Origin of the sequence: Flavicella sediminum, from assembly GCF_006381105.1 — a bacterium.
Taxonomy (GTDB): domain Bacteria; phylum Bacteroidota; class Bacteroidia; order Flavobacteriales; family Flavobacteriaceae; genus Flavicella; species Flavicella sediminum.
Genome location: NZ_VDET01000002.1, coordinates 604,312 through 620,004, shown reverse-complemented (window position 1 = coordinate 620,004; position 15,693 = coordinate 604,312). Strand labels below are relative to the sequence as shown.

The following is a 15,693-nucleotide window of genomic DNA, read 5'->3' as shown; positions in this document are numbered from 1 at the left end:
GAGATGAATCTTGATTTGGTTGAGGTATGTGTTTTTAAGAATTCTAATTAAGTACAAAAAAACAAAAAAATGTTTTTTTGTACTTGTAAGACTTAAAATAATAGTTATATTTGCACTCGCAAAACGAAAATTTTTGCTGGATTAAATTCCTCCTTAGCTCAGTTGGTTAGAGCATCTGACTGTTAATCAGAGGGTCCTTGGTTCGAGCCCAAGAGGGGGAGCAAAACAAAGAGTTACACGAAAGTGTAGCTCTTTGTTGTTTTTAAATAGTTTTTTTAAAAAAGTTAGCGGAGTTTCGTAAAACAAAAAAAAGCTAATCTCAGAAAGATTAGCTTTTTTACAAATTGCTTTTGTTGACCCACAAGGACTCGAACCTTGACTGACGATACCAAAAACCGGAGTGCTACCATTACACCATGGGTCAATTGCTTATTGCGGGTGCAAATTTAAGCTAAACTTTCAATCTTGCAAACGTTTTTTGATTTTTTTTTAATATTTTTTCTTGTGTGGTTGATTCACAGAATTTTAGACAGAATAAAAAATTTGAGGAAATTTGGAAATGAACTTGGAAACGAGTCAATTTGAAATTTATCTGTTAAAGATTCTAAAAAAGAAATCAAAATGAGGTCTATCGCGTGTGTTTCTAATTTTTATTCATTTTTAATTATTAAATTCGCATGCGCATTTTATAAAGAGCCCTATGTTTTTGACAAATTATAAGAAATTAAATATTATTTTAGGTTGGGTAGTTTTTGCCGTTGCATTGCTTACCTACACTTTAACGCTAGAACCTACAGTTAGTTATTGGGATTGTGGAGAGTATATTGCCACTTCTGTGAAATTGGAAGTAGGGCATCCACCTGGAGCTCCTTTGTTCCAAATGCTAGGTGCCTTTTTCGCAATGTTTACATCGGAATTGACGGAGGTTGCCAAAATGGTGAATTTTATGTCTGGTTTGGCAAGTGCATTTACTATTTTGTTTATGTTTTGGACTGTAACGAATTTGTCGAAAAAATTGGCTTTGAAGTCAGGAGAACTAACAGATAACAAGGCAATTGCTATATTAGGAAGTGGACTGGTTGGTTCTTTGGCGTATACGTTTTCTGATAGTTTTTGGTTTAGTGCTGTAGAAGCTGAGGTATATGCTATGTCTTCTTTTTTAATGGCTTTACTGTTTTGGTTGGCCTTAAAATGGGAAAACGAAATGAATGAGCCTAGAGGGAACAAATGGTTGTTGCTGATTAGTTTTGTGGTTGGACTTTCATTTGGGGTGCATATTCTATCGTTGTTGGTTATTCCTTCTATTGTATTTGTTTATATCTATAAGAATTATAAAAATCTGAACCCAAAGCAATTTGTAATTGCTAATGTGGTGGCTATTTTGGTCTTGGCTTTTGTGTTTAAATTTTTATTTCCGTTTACTTTGAAATTCTTTAGTGCTTCCGAATTGTTTTTTGTGAATTCTGTAGGAATGCCGTTTAATTCAGGAAGTGTAATTGCAGGTTTGGTTTTGGCCGCTGTCTTTTATTTTGGTTTGAAGTATACTCGAAAAAAGAAACAGTTCTTGGCAAATACCTTAACCTTGTCGGTGTTGTTTATCATGATCGGTTTTTCTTGTTGGTTAATGTTGCCAATTCGATCAAATACAAATACGACGATTAATGAAAATAATCCTTCAAGTGCACGTGAATTATTAGCCTATTACAATCGTGAACAATATGGGGATGCCAATGTTTTTTACGATACCTACTACTCCATCACGTTTAACAGACAGCAGAAAAAAGATGCTTCTGGTGAAAATGTGTACAAGGACGATAAGCCAAAATATGAAAAGGATGAAAAAGCAGGAAAGTATGTTATTGTAAATAATTACAAAAATTCGAGCCCTGTTTATACGGATGAACACAAAGGTTTTATACCGCGTATGACAAATCCTGCTGCTATAGAAAATTACAAAGCTATTGCAGGAATTGATCCAAAAAGCAAAGAAAGACCAAGCTTTTCAAAGAATATTTATTTTATGATGACCTACCAATTTGGGTATATGTACGGTCGTTATTTGATGTGGAATTTTGTGGGTAGACAGAATGATGTACAAGGAAATTTAGATTTATTGAATGGGAATTGGTTGAGCGGAATTGATTTTATTGATGAAATGCGCTTAGGACCTCAAACCAATTTACCGCAAGATGTAGAAAAGAATAAGGGAAGAAACACCTATTTCTTTTTCCCTCTTATTTTAGGGTTAATCGGATTGATTTATCAACTTAAAAAAGATCAAAACAATTTTTATACCTTGTTGCTATTCTTTGCGTTTACAGGTTTGGCTATTATTTTCTATACCAATCCAAAACCTTTTGAGCCTAGAGAACGTGATTATGCTGTGGTAGGTTCGTTTTATGTGTTTGCTATTTGGATCGGATTCGGAGTGTATGCGCTGTATGATTATTTAAAAGCATTTATGAGTCCTAAGACAGTGTCTATTGCTGTTACGGTAATTAGCTTTTTTGCAGTTCCTGCATTAATGGCTTCTGAAAACTGGGATGATCATGATAGATCTGGACGTTATAGTGCACATTTTAATGCCAAAGCTTATTTAGATTCTTGTCAGGAAAACGCCATAATGTTTACCATTGGTGATAATGATACTTTTCCGCTTTGGTATATGCAAGAGGTTGAGAATTATAGAACCGATATTAAATTGGTCAACAGTAGTCTTTTTGCTACCGACTGGTATATTGATCAAATGAAGCGTAAAACTTATGATGCGGCTCCTATACCTTCACAGTTAACACATGATCAATACAAGCATGGTACTTTGGATGTGGCTTATCATTATCCACAGTCAAAAGCACGTTGGGATATTAAAAACTTCATGACGTGGATTGCTTCTGATGATGAGAGAACTTATTTTGAAACAGATAATGGTCACAAAGAAAAATTCTATCCTACCAATAAAATTCGTTTAACGGTAGACAAACAAGCTGTGTTGGCAAATGGAATTGTTGCTGAAAAAGATTCAGCTTCTATTGTTCCTTTTATTGATATTGATGTTGATGAACAAGGTTTGACGAAAAATAGAATCTTGATGTTGGATATATTGGCGAATAACAATTGGAAGCAAGCTTTGTATTTTACAGGAGGTGCACATGCTGCTGAAGAATATATTTGGTTGAAAGACTATTTGCAGTTGGATGGTTTGGCGTATAAATTTGTGCCTATTAAAACTGAAAATAATGGTAGTATGTTTGAAATGGGTCGTGTAGATACGGATGCCATGTATGCCACTGTTAAAAATTGGGATTGGAGTGAAGTAGATACTTATAATGTTTATTTAGATGTAGAGTCTAGAAAAAATTCTATTTCATTTAGAAACAATATGATGCGCTTGGCAGATGCTTTGTTAAAAGAAGGAGATTCTGTTAGAGCTGAAGAAATATTAGATTTAAGCTTGGATAAAATGCCGATACGTGAATATGGACATTATGGAATTTGTTTGGGCTATCCAGATTATTATTACAGATTAGGAAAAACAGCTAAAGCACGCCTAATTTCTAATATGTTGATAGAAGTTTTTCAAGAAAATTTACAGTATTATGCTTTGTTTGATGAGTTTTATTTAGACGGTATTTTCGATGAAATTGAACGTAACTTGAATATGTATCGTAGTGTGTTGAGAGATGTAGATCGCTATGAAAAAGAGGGTGATTATGCGCAAACAATAAAAGTTCAATTTATAGAACATATGAAGCTTTACGAACATTTATTGGGTGAATAATACAAAAAACTATTGAATTCATTTTTCATAAAAATTCCAAAATGGTTCCAAAAATTATTGAAGAATTATATTTGGGCAATTCCTAAAACAGATCAAAAAACGATCTATTTAACTTTTGATGATGGACCCATTCCTGAAATTACGGAATGGGTTCTCAACGAGTTAAGGGAATTTAATGCAAAAGCTACTTTTTTTTGCATAGGTAATAATATAGAAAAACATCCAGATGTTTTTGAGGCCATTGTTTCGGCAGGACATCAGGTAGGAAATCATACTTTTCAACATGTAAAAGGCTGGAAGGAAAATTTGTCTGTCTATAAAGAAAATGTGCTTGCCACTGAAAAACTTCTTGAAGTGAAATTAGGCTATTCGCCAAAAATAATGCGACCACCTTATGGAAAGATAAAATGCTCGCAGTCTAAATACTTGCGAAAGTTGGGCTATAAAATTGTTATGTGGGATGTATTAAGTGCTGACTTTGATACGAACACAAGTGCAAAAGAATGTTTTTCTAATGTTTTAAAAAATGTAGAAGATGGTTCTATTGTGGTTTTTCACGACAGTGTAAAAGCAGCAGAAAATATGAAATATGCACTGCCTAAAGTTTTAGCACATTTTTCAAAAGAAGGTTTTGTATTTAAAAAATTGAATATTTAAGCGTATTGCTCTACCAGGCTGATCAGTGTGTTTGCATCCATTTCTCCAGACTGGCGCCATTTCATAGTGCCTCCTTTGTAAATAATAAAGGTTGGATTTGCTTTTACTTTCAAGGCATCGGCAAGAACTTCATTTTTTTCTATGTCAATTTTTATAACTTTTGCTTTGTCTCCTAAGGCAGCTACAACATGGCGTAGCACATCATGCGGATTGTTACCGGTTTTGTCCCATTCAAAATAAAAGTCAATTAATACAGGAATGTCTAAGTTAATAAGTTCTCCAAATTTTGTCATAATTCGTAAGCTTTCTATTTCATTGATTTTGGTTGTAAGTCTTTGTGAAAAACACGCGAGACCTCTTGCAATATACTGTATTTATGTTATTTATGAAAATAATTTTATCAAAGTGTAAATTTGCTTGTTTGCGTGCGTAAAATAGACAATGGTCTTAAACAGAAACTTTTTTAAATTGGGTGGCTTTTCAGTACATTTACATTCTTATTTAAACAACACTTTATGGCAGTTCAAAAACGGGTATTTTTATTAGATGCATTTGCATTGATCTTTAGAGGTTATTATGCGTTAATTAAAAATCCACGAATTAATTCAAAAGGTATGGATACTTCAGCCATATTAGGATTTACCAATTCTTTGTTAGATGTAATTCGTCGTGAAAAACCTGATTTGCTAGCTGTTGCTTTTGATAAAGGAGGGTCAGATGTGCGAAGGGATGCATTTCCTGAATACAAAGCCAATCGACAAGAAACACCAGAGGCTATAAAAATTGCCGTGCCCTATATTCATGAAATATTGAAGGCCATGAATATTCCAATTGTAGAAAGAGAAGGAATTGAGGCTGATGATTTAATTGGAACTTTGTCTAAGCAAGCAGAGAAAGAAGGCTACCAAGTATATATGGTAACGCCAGATAAGGATTACGCCCAATTGGTTTCTGAAAATATTTTTATGTACCGACCTGCAAGAATGGGGAATGGTATTGAAATTTGGGATGTTGAAAAAGTTAAAGAAAAATTTGAAATAGAAGACCCGCTTCAAGTCATTGATTATTTAGGAATGATGGGAGATGCTGTGGATAATATTCCGGGATTACCTGGAGTAGGAGATAAAACGGCAAAAAAATTCTTGAAAGCTTACGGTAGTATGGAGGGCTTATTGGCCAATACACATGAGTTGAAAGGAAAAATGAAAGAAAAGGTTGAGGCGAATAAAGAATTAGGATTATTGTCGAAACAACTGGCTACAATTATGTTGGATTGTCCAGTTACTTTTAATGCGGAAGATTATTTACTTTGTGCGCCAGATTTTCAAAAGGTAAATGATGTTTTTCAAGAATTAGAATTTAGACGCTCTTTAGAAACGGTCAATAAATTATTTAAAACTACAGAAACACAAAATGTAGCGCCTGCTACTGAAGAAAAAAAGACAGAAACACCAGTTGCCAATACAGCAAATGAGACTTCACAGTTAGATTTGTTTGCCAGCCCTTTGGTGGAAGAAGAAAAAGTAGTGACAGGTTTTCTTACTGTTGAAAATACAAATCATGTATATCAATACGTAAATTCTGCCATCGCAAGAAAATTATTACTTCAAAATTTATTGAAGCAAAATTCTGTTTGTTTTGGTTTGGAAACGGATGCTGCGGAATTGGTGATTATCGGAATTTCTTTTTCATATGAAAAAGGTAAAGGCTATTATGTGGCTTTGACTGATGAACATATATTAAACGATTTTAAAGCTTTTTTCGAAGAGCCTTCCATAGAGAAAATTGGACATAATTTAAAACGTGATAGTAAAGTTTTAGGGCAGTTTGGTGTATTGGTAAAAGGAGAATTGTTTGATACACAATTGGCCCATTATTTATTAAATCCAGACATGCGTCACCATTTAAATGTATTATCGGAGACCTATTTGAATTACCAAACAATTTCAAGAGAATCGATTGTAGGAAAAGGAAGAAATTTAGTAGCTTTTGATCAAGTGGCTATTGAAAATCAAGCAGCTTTTGCTGTGGAAGAAGTGGATATTGCTTTTCAATTAAAAGAAGTGTTTCAAAAAGAATTGGAAGCGAATAATTTGACCAAGCTATTTACAGAAATAGAAATTCCATTATTGAAGGTTTTGGCCAAAATGGAAATTGAAGGAATTAATTTAAATACCGTTTATTTAGCTGAGCTTTCTGAAATAATTACGAAAGATATTCAGGAGTTGGAAATGAGTATCTATTCACAAGCGGGTGAAGATTTTAATTTGGCTTCTCCAAAGCAATTGGGGATTGTATTGTTTGAAAAAATGAAATTGGTTGAAAAACCAAAGAAAACAAAAACAGGTCAATACGCTACCAATGAAGATGTCTTGTCGAAATTGGCGAGTGAGCACGAAATTGTTAGAGAGATTCAAGAATGGAGAGGTTTGGTAAAATTAAAAAGTACCTATATAGATGCTTTGCCAAATGAAGTAAATCCAAAAACCAAAAGAATTCATACAACCTACGGACAAACAGTGGCTGCTACAGGTAGGCTGAGTTCTAACAACCCAAATCTTCAAAATATTCCAATTAGAACGGAAAGAGGAAAACAAGTCCGTGAAGCTTTTGTGCCTAGAAATGAAGAGTATGTTTTATTTGCTGCGGATTATTCTCAAATAGAGTTGCGTATCATTGCGGCTTTAAGTGAAGAAGAAAATATGATTCAGGCTTTTAAAGACGGACAAGATATTCACGCTACAACGGCCGCTAAAGTTTTTAATATTCCTTTAGAAGAAGTGACAAGAGCGCAACGTAGCAATGCAAAAGCAGTAAATTTTGGGATTTTATACGGTCAAGGGGCGTTTACTTTGGCAGACCAAACTGGAATGACAAGAAAAGAGGCCAAAGATTTAATTGCTGCTTATTACGAAACCTATCCAACCTTAAAGGCATATATGGCCAAACAAGTGGATTTTGCTAGAGACAATGGCTATGTGGAAACAATTTTAGGAAGAAGACGTTATTTGAAAAATATCAATTCGCAAAACGGAATGGTACGTTCTGGTGATGAACGAAATGCGGTAAATGCACCTATTCAAGGAAGCGCGGCAGATATTATTAAAATCGCCATGATCAATATTCAAAAAACAATGGATGCAGGAACTTACAAATCCAAAATGTTGTTACAGGTACATGATGAATTGGTATTTGATATGCACAAAGATGAAATTGAGTTACTAAAACCGATCATTAAAAAGGAAATGGAAAATGCGTACACCATGTCTGTTCCTTTAGATGTTGAAATGGGGCAAGGAGACAATTGGTTGCAAGCACATTAATAAGGGATACATATATTTTAAGGAAATCATTATGAATAAAAAAAATGCCTTGGCATTGCTATGTGGTTTGTTTTTTACAGCACTTGTTGTAGCACAAAACAAAAAAGTAACTATTTCAGGAATAGTTCAAGAAAACAACCATCCTTTGCCGTATGCAAATGTGTTATTAAAAAAAGCAGATAATTCAGCTTTTGTATTAGGAACGGTAACCGATGACGAGGGACGTTTTGTATTGGTGGATGTAAAACCGAATAGCTATAGTTTGGAGGTTTCTTTTGTAGGGTATGATACAAAAACACAAAAGCTTTTTGTGGGGTCTATCAGTCCGTATTTAAGTTTGCCAAGTATCAATTTAGTTGAGACTTCTAATAGTTTAAACGAAGTTGTGGTTACAGGGAAAAAGAATTCTGTAAGTAATAAAATGGATAAAAAAACCTTTGCCACAAAAGATAATGTGAGTCAGGCAGGTGGTTCTGTTTTACAAGCTTTGCAAAATTTACCAGGAATTACAAGTCAGGAAGGTAAAGTATTGTTGAGAGGAAGTGATAAAGTAACCATTTTGATAGATGGAAAACAAACGGCCTTGACAGGTTTTGGTAGTCAGAAAAGTTTAGATAATTTACCCGCTTCTGCAATTGAAAAAATTGAAATTATCAACAGTCCGACTTCAAAATATGATGCCAGTGGAAATGCAGGAATCATCAATATCATTTACAAAAAAAATAAACAAGAAGGTTTTAATGGGAAAATAGGTTTGGTAGCTGGTGCCGGTGCTTTGTGGGAACGTCAGGAAAATTACCCTGGGGTTGGTGCGCAATACAAGCAAACACCAAAAATAAATCCTTCTGTAGTGTTGAATTATAGAAAAGGAAAATTGAATTCTTTTTTTCAAGGAGATTATTTGTACAAGGAGACGTTGAATAAAAATGAATTTGTAACCAGAACGTATAACGATGGGGAGATTGTTCACCGACAAACCAGACGAAATAGAAATACAGGTTTGTATACGTTTAAAACGGGTTTAGATTGGCAAGTAAATAAAACTGATTTATTGACAGCCTCTGTATTTTATAGTTTCGAAGATATTATTGACAACGGTGAGGAGCCTTTCTTTAACGAAGATTTTTCTACAAGAAATCGTTTGTGGGATTTTTTAGAAGATGAAATAAAAATTACGGCCATTGCTTCTGCCAACTATGAACATAAATTTAAAGAAGCTGGACATCTGTTACATGTTGGCTTAAATTATACCTTTCATAGAGAAGATGAAAAATACTTTTTTAATAATACAGATGTCAATTTAGTTAAAAGTGAAAATCATTTTGAATTGTTGTCTGATGAGCATGTTGTAGATGTGAATTTGGATTATACCAAGCCCTTAAAATTCGGTAAAATTGAAACAGGTTTAAAATTTAGACGAAGAAATATTCCTACAGACATGCAGTTTTTTGTAGATTCAGGTGATGCTTTTGTGGATCAAGCTGATGGAGGTAAAGCGACCTATACAGAAATTATACCGGCTGCTTATACCAATTATTTGTATGAAAATGAAAAGTATGAAGCGGAAGTAGGGGTACGTGTGGAATATGTAGATTTAACCTATTGGGTAAATGAAAATCATAGTACCTATGCCAGTAATGGATACCAGTATACGGAGCCTTTTCCTAATATGCGTTTGGCCTATAAAATTAATGAGAATAACAAAGTGTCGTTCTTTTACAACCGCAGAGTAGACAGACCAACGGAATTGGATATTCGAATTTTTCCAAAATACGACGATGTTGAATTGGTAAAAGTAGGAAACCCTGAATTGGAACCTCAATTTACGAATGCTTTAGAATTAGGTTATAAAACTACCTGGTTAAATGGTTATGTATATGCAGCAACTTATCATAAAATTGTAGATGCTACCATTGCAAGAATTGCAGCAAGAGATGCTGAAACGCCAACAACTTCTGTTATTTACAATGTGTATCATAACGCCAATAAAAGCTACAACACGGGAGTTGAATTGCTTTTCTCTCAAAAAGTTTCGCCTTTGTATTCTATGAGTTTAAATGCCAATATGTATCAAAATAAAATTGATGCTTTTACAGTCGTTAACTTGTTTCCGTCAGAAACAACGGTAACGACAGCGGCACAGGATATTGTTTCTGGAAATGTGAAATTAAATAATATGTTCCATTTGCCAAATCAGGTAGAAGCACAAATTTCAGCGGTGTATTTAGCACCAGATATCATTCCACAAGGAAAAGTTCAAGAACGTTTTTCTATAGATTTAGGATTTAAGAAAACCATTCAAAAAGGAAAAGGTGAAATTGTATTTAATGTTTCTGATTTGTTGAATACCATGGTCCTGAAAAAAGAAATTACTGCGGAAGACTTTAGTTATATAAGTGCAGATTACAAAGAAACACAGGTCGTACGACTTGGATACAATTATAAATTCTAATAACGCAAAGCATGTCATTTTTAATTTCCCCCAATAGGTTTTCGCTTTTAAAAGCTTTTACGGTTACATTTTTAATTTTTTCATTTGTAATACGAAGTGTTTTATATGTGACAGCCCTTGGAGAAATTGATTTTTCTATCATCACCTTGTTTAAAATATTTGGAACGGGCTTGTTTTTTGATCTTGGAAGTATCTCTTATTTTATTCTTCCATATGCCATTTATTTATTGTTGATTCCCACTCGATTTCATGGTTGTAAACTGGACAGGTGGATTACTTATTTTTTCTATTCTTTGTTGTTGTTTTGTGTGGTGTTTTCTTTTTTATCAGAAATTACCTTTTGGCAAGAGTATCAAAGAAGATTTAATTTTATTGCGGTAGATTACCTGTTGTATACCTATGAGGTTTTAGAGAATATCAATGAATCGTATCCTATTCCTTTGTTGGTTGGGGTTATCGTGTTTATTACGTTTGTCTCTATGAGAATTGTAAAACGTAAAAAAGCTTTTGAAAACACGTTTTGTTGTCGCTTAAATTTTGTTCAGAAATTAATTCCTACACTGTGTATTGTCTTTGTTACAGCGGGTTTTTATTTTTTCGTGCAAAACAAGTCGGCAGAGATTTTTGAAAATCGTTTTGAAAATGAATTGGCCAAATCGGGAATCCATTCTTTTTTTGCGGCTTACCAAAGCAACGAATTGAGTTATGATGATTTTTATGAGAAAATAGATCGAGACGCGGCTTTTCAGAAAATTAAAAAAATAGTGACGGTTCAAGGAGATTCTCTTCAACAAGAGGCGTTTAGTATTCGAAGAACGGTATTTAATAAGGGAGAAGAACTAAAGCCTAATGTAATTTTTATAGGTTTAGAAAGTTTAAACGCACGTTATTTACAGCGTTTTGGGAATGCTAAAAATTGGACACCGACGCTAGATTCTTTGTACAAAGAATCTATAGCCTATTCAAATTTATATGCTGTAGGAACAAGAACAATTCGCGGATTGGAAGCCATTACCTTGGCTATTCCACCAACGCCAGGTAGAAGTATTGTCAAAAGAAAGCAAACCAAACCTTTATATACCATAGGAAGTGTATTTAAAGAAAAAGGCTATTCAAGGACTTTCTTTTATGGAGGTGATGGGTATTTTGATAATATGAACAGCTATTTTGGAAACAATGGTTTTGACGTAGTAGACAGAAGAAAAAAACATCGATTGGACAAGCAGTTTCCTACAGAAAGAATCAATATAAACGATGATGAGGTAACTTTTGAAAATGCTTGGGGAGTTTGTGATGAAGATATTTACAACAAACTTTTAAAAGTGGCAGATGCACAGTTTGCGACAGCTAAGCCTTTCTTTAATTTTGTAATGAATAATTCCAATCATCAACCGTATACTTATCCAGAAGGTGTGGTAGAAATTCCTTCGGGAACAAGTAGAGAAGGAGCCGTAAAATATGCAGATATTGCCTTGAAACGATTTTTTGAAAAAGCGAAGAAAAAACCATGGTATAAAAACACGGTATTTGTGATCATGTCCGATCATTGTGCTTATAGTGCGGGAAGAACAGAAATTAATGTAGAAAGTTACCACATACCGGCCATGTTAATTAATGTACCAAATCAAGAAAATAAAGAAGTCGAAAAACTTTGTTCACAAATGGATATTTTTCCAACCTTGTTCGGTTATTTAAATTGGACTTATACAAGTAATTCTTACGGACAAGACATTCGTAAAACAAGAAAAGAAAATGAACGTGCCTTTGTAGCAAATTATCGCCGATTGGGTTTGTTGAAAAAAGACCAACTGCTTGTTTTAAATAGTGAAGGAAGTGGGAGTCAGTATTATTGGCAGCAAAAGGAAAATGAATTAAAGCCGACGACAAAAGATAGTTTGTCTTATCAAACATTAATAGCGTACTATCAAACCGCTTACGATTTGTATAAAAATGGAGGTTTGCAAGATCATTTAGCGGAGTGATCGTTTTAAATAGCTATATCATATTTATAACAAACAGTTCTTTACAGGGCTGTTTTTGTTTTTTGTATCTGTTTGGTCTTTCCTTTTCGTGAAAAATATTTATTGGTTTAGTTGGTCCTGATTTTAGAAGTTGATTTTAAGAATAGAAAGGGTTTGTAGGAGTCGTAGATTGCTTTGCTAGTAGCCTAAAAATCAAAGAATAAAAAAATACAATCCCTAGGTTGTTCTAACAGATTATTAATTGTATATTTGCAGCCCTTTAATAAGGGAAGAAATTTTTATTAATCAATACAAAAACTAATAGTGTATGAACACATTAAGTTACAAAACAGTATCGGCAAACAAAAACACCGTAAATAAAGAGTGGTTGGTTGTTGATGCGGACGGACAAACATTGGGTCGTTTTGCTTCTAAAGTAGCAATGCTTATAAGAGGTAAATACAAGACGAACTACACACCTCATGTTGATTGTGGTGACAATATCGTAGTTATCAATGCAGAAAAAATTGTTTTAACTGGAAACAAATGGACAGGTAAATCTTACATCCGTCACACAGGATATCCAGGAGGTCAAAGATCTTTAACGGCAACAGAAATGTTCGAAAAAGATCCTACTCGTTTAGTAGAGAAGGCTGTAAAAGGAATGTTACCTAAAAATAAATTAGGAGCAGCACTTTTTAGAAATTTATATGTATATGCTGGAACTGAGCACCAACAAACAGCTCAAGAGCCTAAAGCATTTAACTTAAACGACCTTAGATAATATGGAGACTATTCACAAAATAGGAAGAAGAAAAACGGCTGTAGCACGTGTTTACTTATCTGACGGAAAAGGAAACATTACAGTAAACAATAGAAGTTTTGAAGATTACTTTACAACTTCAACTTTAAGATATAAAGTACAACAACCATTAATGTTAACGGAGCATGTTGAATCTTTCGACATCAAAGTAAACGTATTTGGAGGTGGAGTAACTGGTCAAGCAGAAGCAATTCGTTTGGCAATCTCTAGAGCTTTATGTGAAATTGATGCTGATTACAGATTGGTATTGAAACCAGAAGGATTACTTACTAGAGACCCAAGAATGGTTGAACGTAAGAAATTTGGACAAAAGAAAGCAAGAAAAAAATTCCAATTCTCGAAACGTTAATCCGTTTTATTGGATTTTTATTCAATGCCCAATTTGGGCGAAATATTATTTTAAACAAGTTATCGAAGCCCTGTTTCGGCAGGGTTTGTTTAGCATCTAAATAGTTAAGACCGTTTTAGTAAACGCTACTTAAGTATTGCTATCCATAGAGAACGTAAACAAAACAAAAATGGCAAACATCGAAATTAAAGAATTATTAGATGCAGGTGTACACTTCGGTCACCTTACTAGAAAGTGGAATCCAAACATGGCTCCTTATATTTATACGGAACGTAATGGAGTACACATTATAGATCTTTACAAAACAGCAGCGAAAGTAGAAGAATCTTCAATTGCATTAGAAAAAATTGCAGCATCAGGAAGAAAAATTTTATTTGTAGCTACTAAAAAACAAGCTAAAGATATTGTTGCTGATAAAGCAGCTTCAATTAACATGCCTTACATTACTGAAAGATGGCCTGGAGGAATGTTAACTAACTTTGTTACTATCAGAAAAGCTGTTAAGAAAATGGCTCAAATTGATAGAATGAAATTAGATGGTTCTTTCGCAGCATTATCTAAAAGAGAGCAATTACAAATTGACCGTCAAAGAGCAAAATTAGAAAAGAATTTAGGTTCTATCTCTGATATGACTCGTTTGCCAGGTGCTATTTTTGTAGTTGATGTAAAGAAAGAGCACATTGCTGTTTCTGAAGCTCAAAAATTAAATATTCCAGTTTTTGCTTTGGTTGATACTAACTCTGATCCTAGATTAGTTGATTATGTAATTCCAGCAAATGATGATGCTTCTAAATCTATTGAAAAAGTTTTAGGATATGTGATCGATGCAATCGCAGGTGGATTAAACAACAGAAAAGCTTCTAAAGATAAAGCAGAAGCAGCTCCAGTTGCAGAAGCTCCAGCAGCAGTTGTTGAAACTCCAGAAGTAAAAGAAGAAAAATAAGAACCATTTAGTTTGTTTCGAAAGAAACAAAAAGTGTAACAAACAAAAAAAAGATTATCATGGCAGAAATTAAAGCTGCAGACGTTATGAAGTTGCGTAAAGCAACAGGGTCTGGAATGATGGATTGTAAAAAAGCCTTAGTTGAGGCTGAAGGGGATTTTGACAAAGCAATTGACGTTCTTAGAAAAAAAGGACAAAAAGTTGCTGCCAAAAGAGCTGACAGAGAATCATCTGAGGGTGCTGCAATTGCAAAAGTAAATGCAGATAATACCGTTGGTGTTTCTATAGTATTAGGATGTGAAACTGATTTCGTTGGAAAGAACGAAAGCTTTGTTGAGATGGCTACTAAGTTGGCTGAACAAGCTTTGAACTATACAACAAAAGAAGATTTCTTAGCGTCTGATTTCGGTGGAATTACTGTTGCTGAAAAATTAATTGAGCAAACGGGAGTTATCGGTGAAAAAATTGATCTTAATGACTTTACAAGAGTTGAAGCTCCTTATGTTGGATCTTATATTCATGTTGGAAACAAAATCGCTTCTTTAGTAGGTTTATCTGCTAATGTTGATGGTGTTGAAACAGTTGCTAAAGATTTAGCTATGCAAGCTGCCGCAATGGGTGCAAAAACTTTGTCTTACAAAGATTTAGATCCTGAATTTGTTGCTGCTGAAACAGAAGCTCGTATCGCTGTAATTGAGAAAGATAATATTGAATTAGGAAGATTAGGAAAGACATTGAAAAACATCCCTACTTTTATTTCTAAATCGCAATTAACTGACGAAATTATTGAAGCTACAAAAGTACAGTTACAAGAAGAATTGAAAGCTGAAGGGAAACCAGAGAAAATTTGGGATAGAATTTTACCTGGAAAATTAGAGAGATTTATCTCTGATAATACCTCTTTAGACCAAGAGCTTTGTCTTTTGGATCAAAACTTCATTAAAGACGAAAAGAAAACAGTTGCTGAATATGTGCAAACATTAGGTGATGTTTCTGTAGTAAACTTCTCAAGAGTTGCTTTAGGATAAGCTTTTCCGATTATAATATCAAAATGCTGTTTGAATTTTCAAACAGCATTTTTTTTTGTTTTTTTTTTACATTTTGTTTTTCGTATTAAAAAAAACAGTTTATTTGTCGTGGCTATTAGCTGAACATTATTATGAAAAGTGTTTATAGTTTCGAGCGTTTGGAAATTAGGAAGTCATATCCAAAAGCAGCTTATCAGATAGGCAATCGAATTTTAGAGCTAACTTCTGTAGTATCTTATTTTATTAAAATAGCAGCGGTTGTTTTTGCCAAATCAGGACAAAAACAGCTTACCATATAATACTATTTTGTAACTTTTAAAAACACTTTCCTCTAGGTTAGTGAAACTTACAATTTATATTATATTAATATTTGCTATTC

The 15,693-nt window shown here is 33.7% G+C and carries 11 protein-coding genes and 2 tRNA genes; 11 read left to right on the top strand and 2 right to left on the bottom strand.

Going from position 1 to position 15,693, the window contains the following annotated elements; genetic code table 11:
• Window positions 1–147: 147 nt before the first annotated feature.
• Window positions 148–221 (top strand) — tRNA-Asn (locus tag FGM02_RS03165).
• Between the two features lie 132 nt (window positions 222–353).
• On the opposite strand, the gene FGM02_RS03160 is transcribed toward FGM02_RS03165, so the two are convergent.
• Window positions 354–424: transfer RNA gene (locus FGM02_RS03160), tRNA-Gln, on the bottom strand.
• Between the two features lie 276 nt (window positions 425–700).
• Between FGM02_RS03160 and FGM02_RS03155 the strand changes: the two genes are divergently transcribed.
• A complete protein-coding gene (locus FGM02_RS03155) occupies window positions 701–3,778 on the top strand; it encodes a glycosyltransferase family 117 protein (protein ID WP_139956872.1) in 3,078 nt (1,025 codons plus the stop codon).
• 57 nt (window positions 3,779–3,835) lie between these two features.
• Entirely contained in the window at window positions 3,836–4,435 is a 600-nt protein-coding gene (locus tag FGM02_RS03150) for a polysaccharide deacetylase family protein (RefSeq protein ID WP_243739341.1), read from the top strand.
• Here the strand turns inward: FGM02_RS03150 and FGM02_RS03145 are convergent.
• Complete coding sequence (locus FGM02_RS03145) at window positions 4,432–4,728, bottom strand: thioredoxin family protein (RefSeq protein ID WP_139956869.1); 297 nt, start codon at window positions 4,726–4,728, stop codon at window positions 4,432–4,434. The two genes, FGM02_RS03150 and FGM02_RS03145, sit on opposite strands and share 4 nt — an antisense overlap.
• Before the next feature lie 222 nt (window positions 4,729–4,950).
• On the opposite strand from FGM02_RS03145, the gene polA reads away from it, so the two are divergent.
• The 8 genes from polA to FGM02_RS18010 all read left to right on the top strand — a co-directional run bounded on the left by polA (window position 4,951) and on the right by FGM02_RS18010 (window position 15,613).
• A complete protein-coding gene (polA, locus tag FGM02_RS03140) occupies window positions 4,951–7,758 on the top strand; it encodes a DNA polymerase I (protein WP_139956867.1) in 2,808 nt (935 codons plus the stop codon).
• Window positions 7,759–7,789: 31 nt separating this feature from the next.
• Window positions 7,790–10,210 (top strand): outer membrane beta-barrel family protein, encoded by a 2,421-nt coding sequence (locus FGM02_RS03135; RefSeq protein WP_139956865.1) that lies wholly within the window; start codon window positions 7,790–7,792, stop codon window positions 10,208–10,210.
• Window positions 10,211–10,221: 11 nt separating this feature from the next.
• The gene (locus tag FGM02_RS03130; RefSeq protein WP_139956863.1) at window positions 10,222–12,192 is read left to right on the top strand and encodes an LTA synthase family protein; all 1,971 of its coding nucleotides are present in this window, start codon (window positions 10,222–10,224) and stop codon (window positions 12,190–12,192) included.
• 307 nt (window positions 12,193–12,499) lie between these two features.
• On the top strand, window positions 12,500–12,955 hold the full coding sequence (rplM, locus tag FGM02_RS03125; protein ID WP_139956861.1) for a 50S ribosomal protein L13: 456 nt from the start codon (window positions 12,500–12,502) through the stop codon (window positions 12,953–12,955).
• Between the two features lies 1 nt (window position 12,956).
• Entirely contained in the window at window positions 12,957–13,343 is a 387-nt protein-coding gene (gene rpsI, locus FGM02_RS03120; RefSeq protein ID WP_139956859.1) for a 30S ribosomal protein S9, read from the top strand.
• Between the two features lie 169 nt (window positions 13,344–13,512).
• Window positions 13,513–14,286, top strand: coding sequence for a 30S ribosomal protein S2 (gene rpsB, locus FGM02_RS03115; protein ID WP_139956857.1), 774 nt, complete (start codon window positions 13,513–13,515; stop codon window positions 14,284–14,286).
• Between the two features lie 59 nt (window positions 14,287–14,345).
• Window positions 14,346–15,314 carry a translation elongation factor Ts gene (gene tsf, locus FGM02_RS03110; RefSeq protein WP_139956855.1) on the top strand — a complete coding sequence of 323 codons (969 nt, stop codon included), beginning with the start codon at window positions 14,346–14,348 and terminating at the stop codon, window positions 15,312–15,314.
• 131 nt (window positions 15,315–15,445) lie between these two features.
• The gene (locus FGM02_RS18010) at window positions 15,446–15,613 is read left to right on the top strand and encodes a hypothetical protein (protein WP_166461124.1); all 168 of its coding nucleotides are present in this window, start codon (window positions 15,446–15,448) and stop codon (window positions 15,611–15,613) included.
• Window positions 15,614–15,693 lie beyond the last annotated feature (80 nt).

What these genes read in the sequence shown, in the direction of transcription:
- FGM02_RS03135 (WP_139956865.1), top strand. Translation starts at nt 7,790, where the DNA reads ATGAATAAAAAAAATGCCTTGGCATTGCTATGTGGTTTGTTTTTTACA.
- rpsI (WP_139956859.1), top strand. Translation starts at nt 12,957, where the DNA reads ATGGAGACTATTCACAAAATAGGAAGAAGAAAAACGGCTGTAGCACGT.
- rpsB (WP_139956857.1), top strand. Translation starts at nt 13,513, where the DNA reads ATGGCAAACATCGAAATTAAAGAATTATTAGATGCAGGTGTACACTTC.
- FGM02_RS18010 (WP_166461124.1), top strand. Translation starts at nt 15,446, where the DNA reads ATGAAAAGTGTTTATAGTTTCGAGCGTTTGGAAATTAGGAAGTCATAT.
- tsf (WP_139956855.1), top strand. Translation starts at nt 14,346, where the DNA reads ATGGCAGAAATTAAAGCTGCAGACGTTATGAAGTTGCGTAAAGCAACA.
- FGM02_RS03155 (WP_139956872.1), top strand. Translation starts at nt 701, where the DNA reads ATGTTTTTGACAAATTATAAGAAATTAAATATTATTTTAGGTTGGGTA.
- rplM (WP_139956861.1), top strand. Translation starts at nt 12,500, where the DNA reads ATGAACACATTAAGTTACAAAACAGTATCGGCAAACAAAAACACCGTA.
- polA (WP_139956867.1), top strand. Translation starts at nt 4,951, where the DNA reads ATGGCAGTTCAAAAACGGGTATTTTTATTAGATGCATTTGCATTGATC.
- FGM02_RS03145 (WP_139956869.1), bottom strand. Translation starts at nt 4,728, where the DNA reads ATGACAAAATTTGGAGAACTTATTAACTTAGACATTCCTGTATTAATT.
- FGM02_RS03130 (WP_139956863.1), top strand. Translation starts at nt 10,222, where the DNA reads ATGTCATTTTTAATTTCCCCCAATAGGTTTTCGCTTTTAAAAGCTTTT.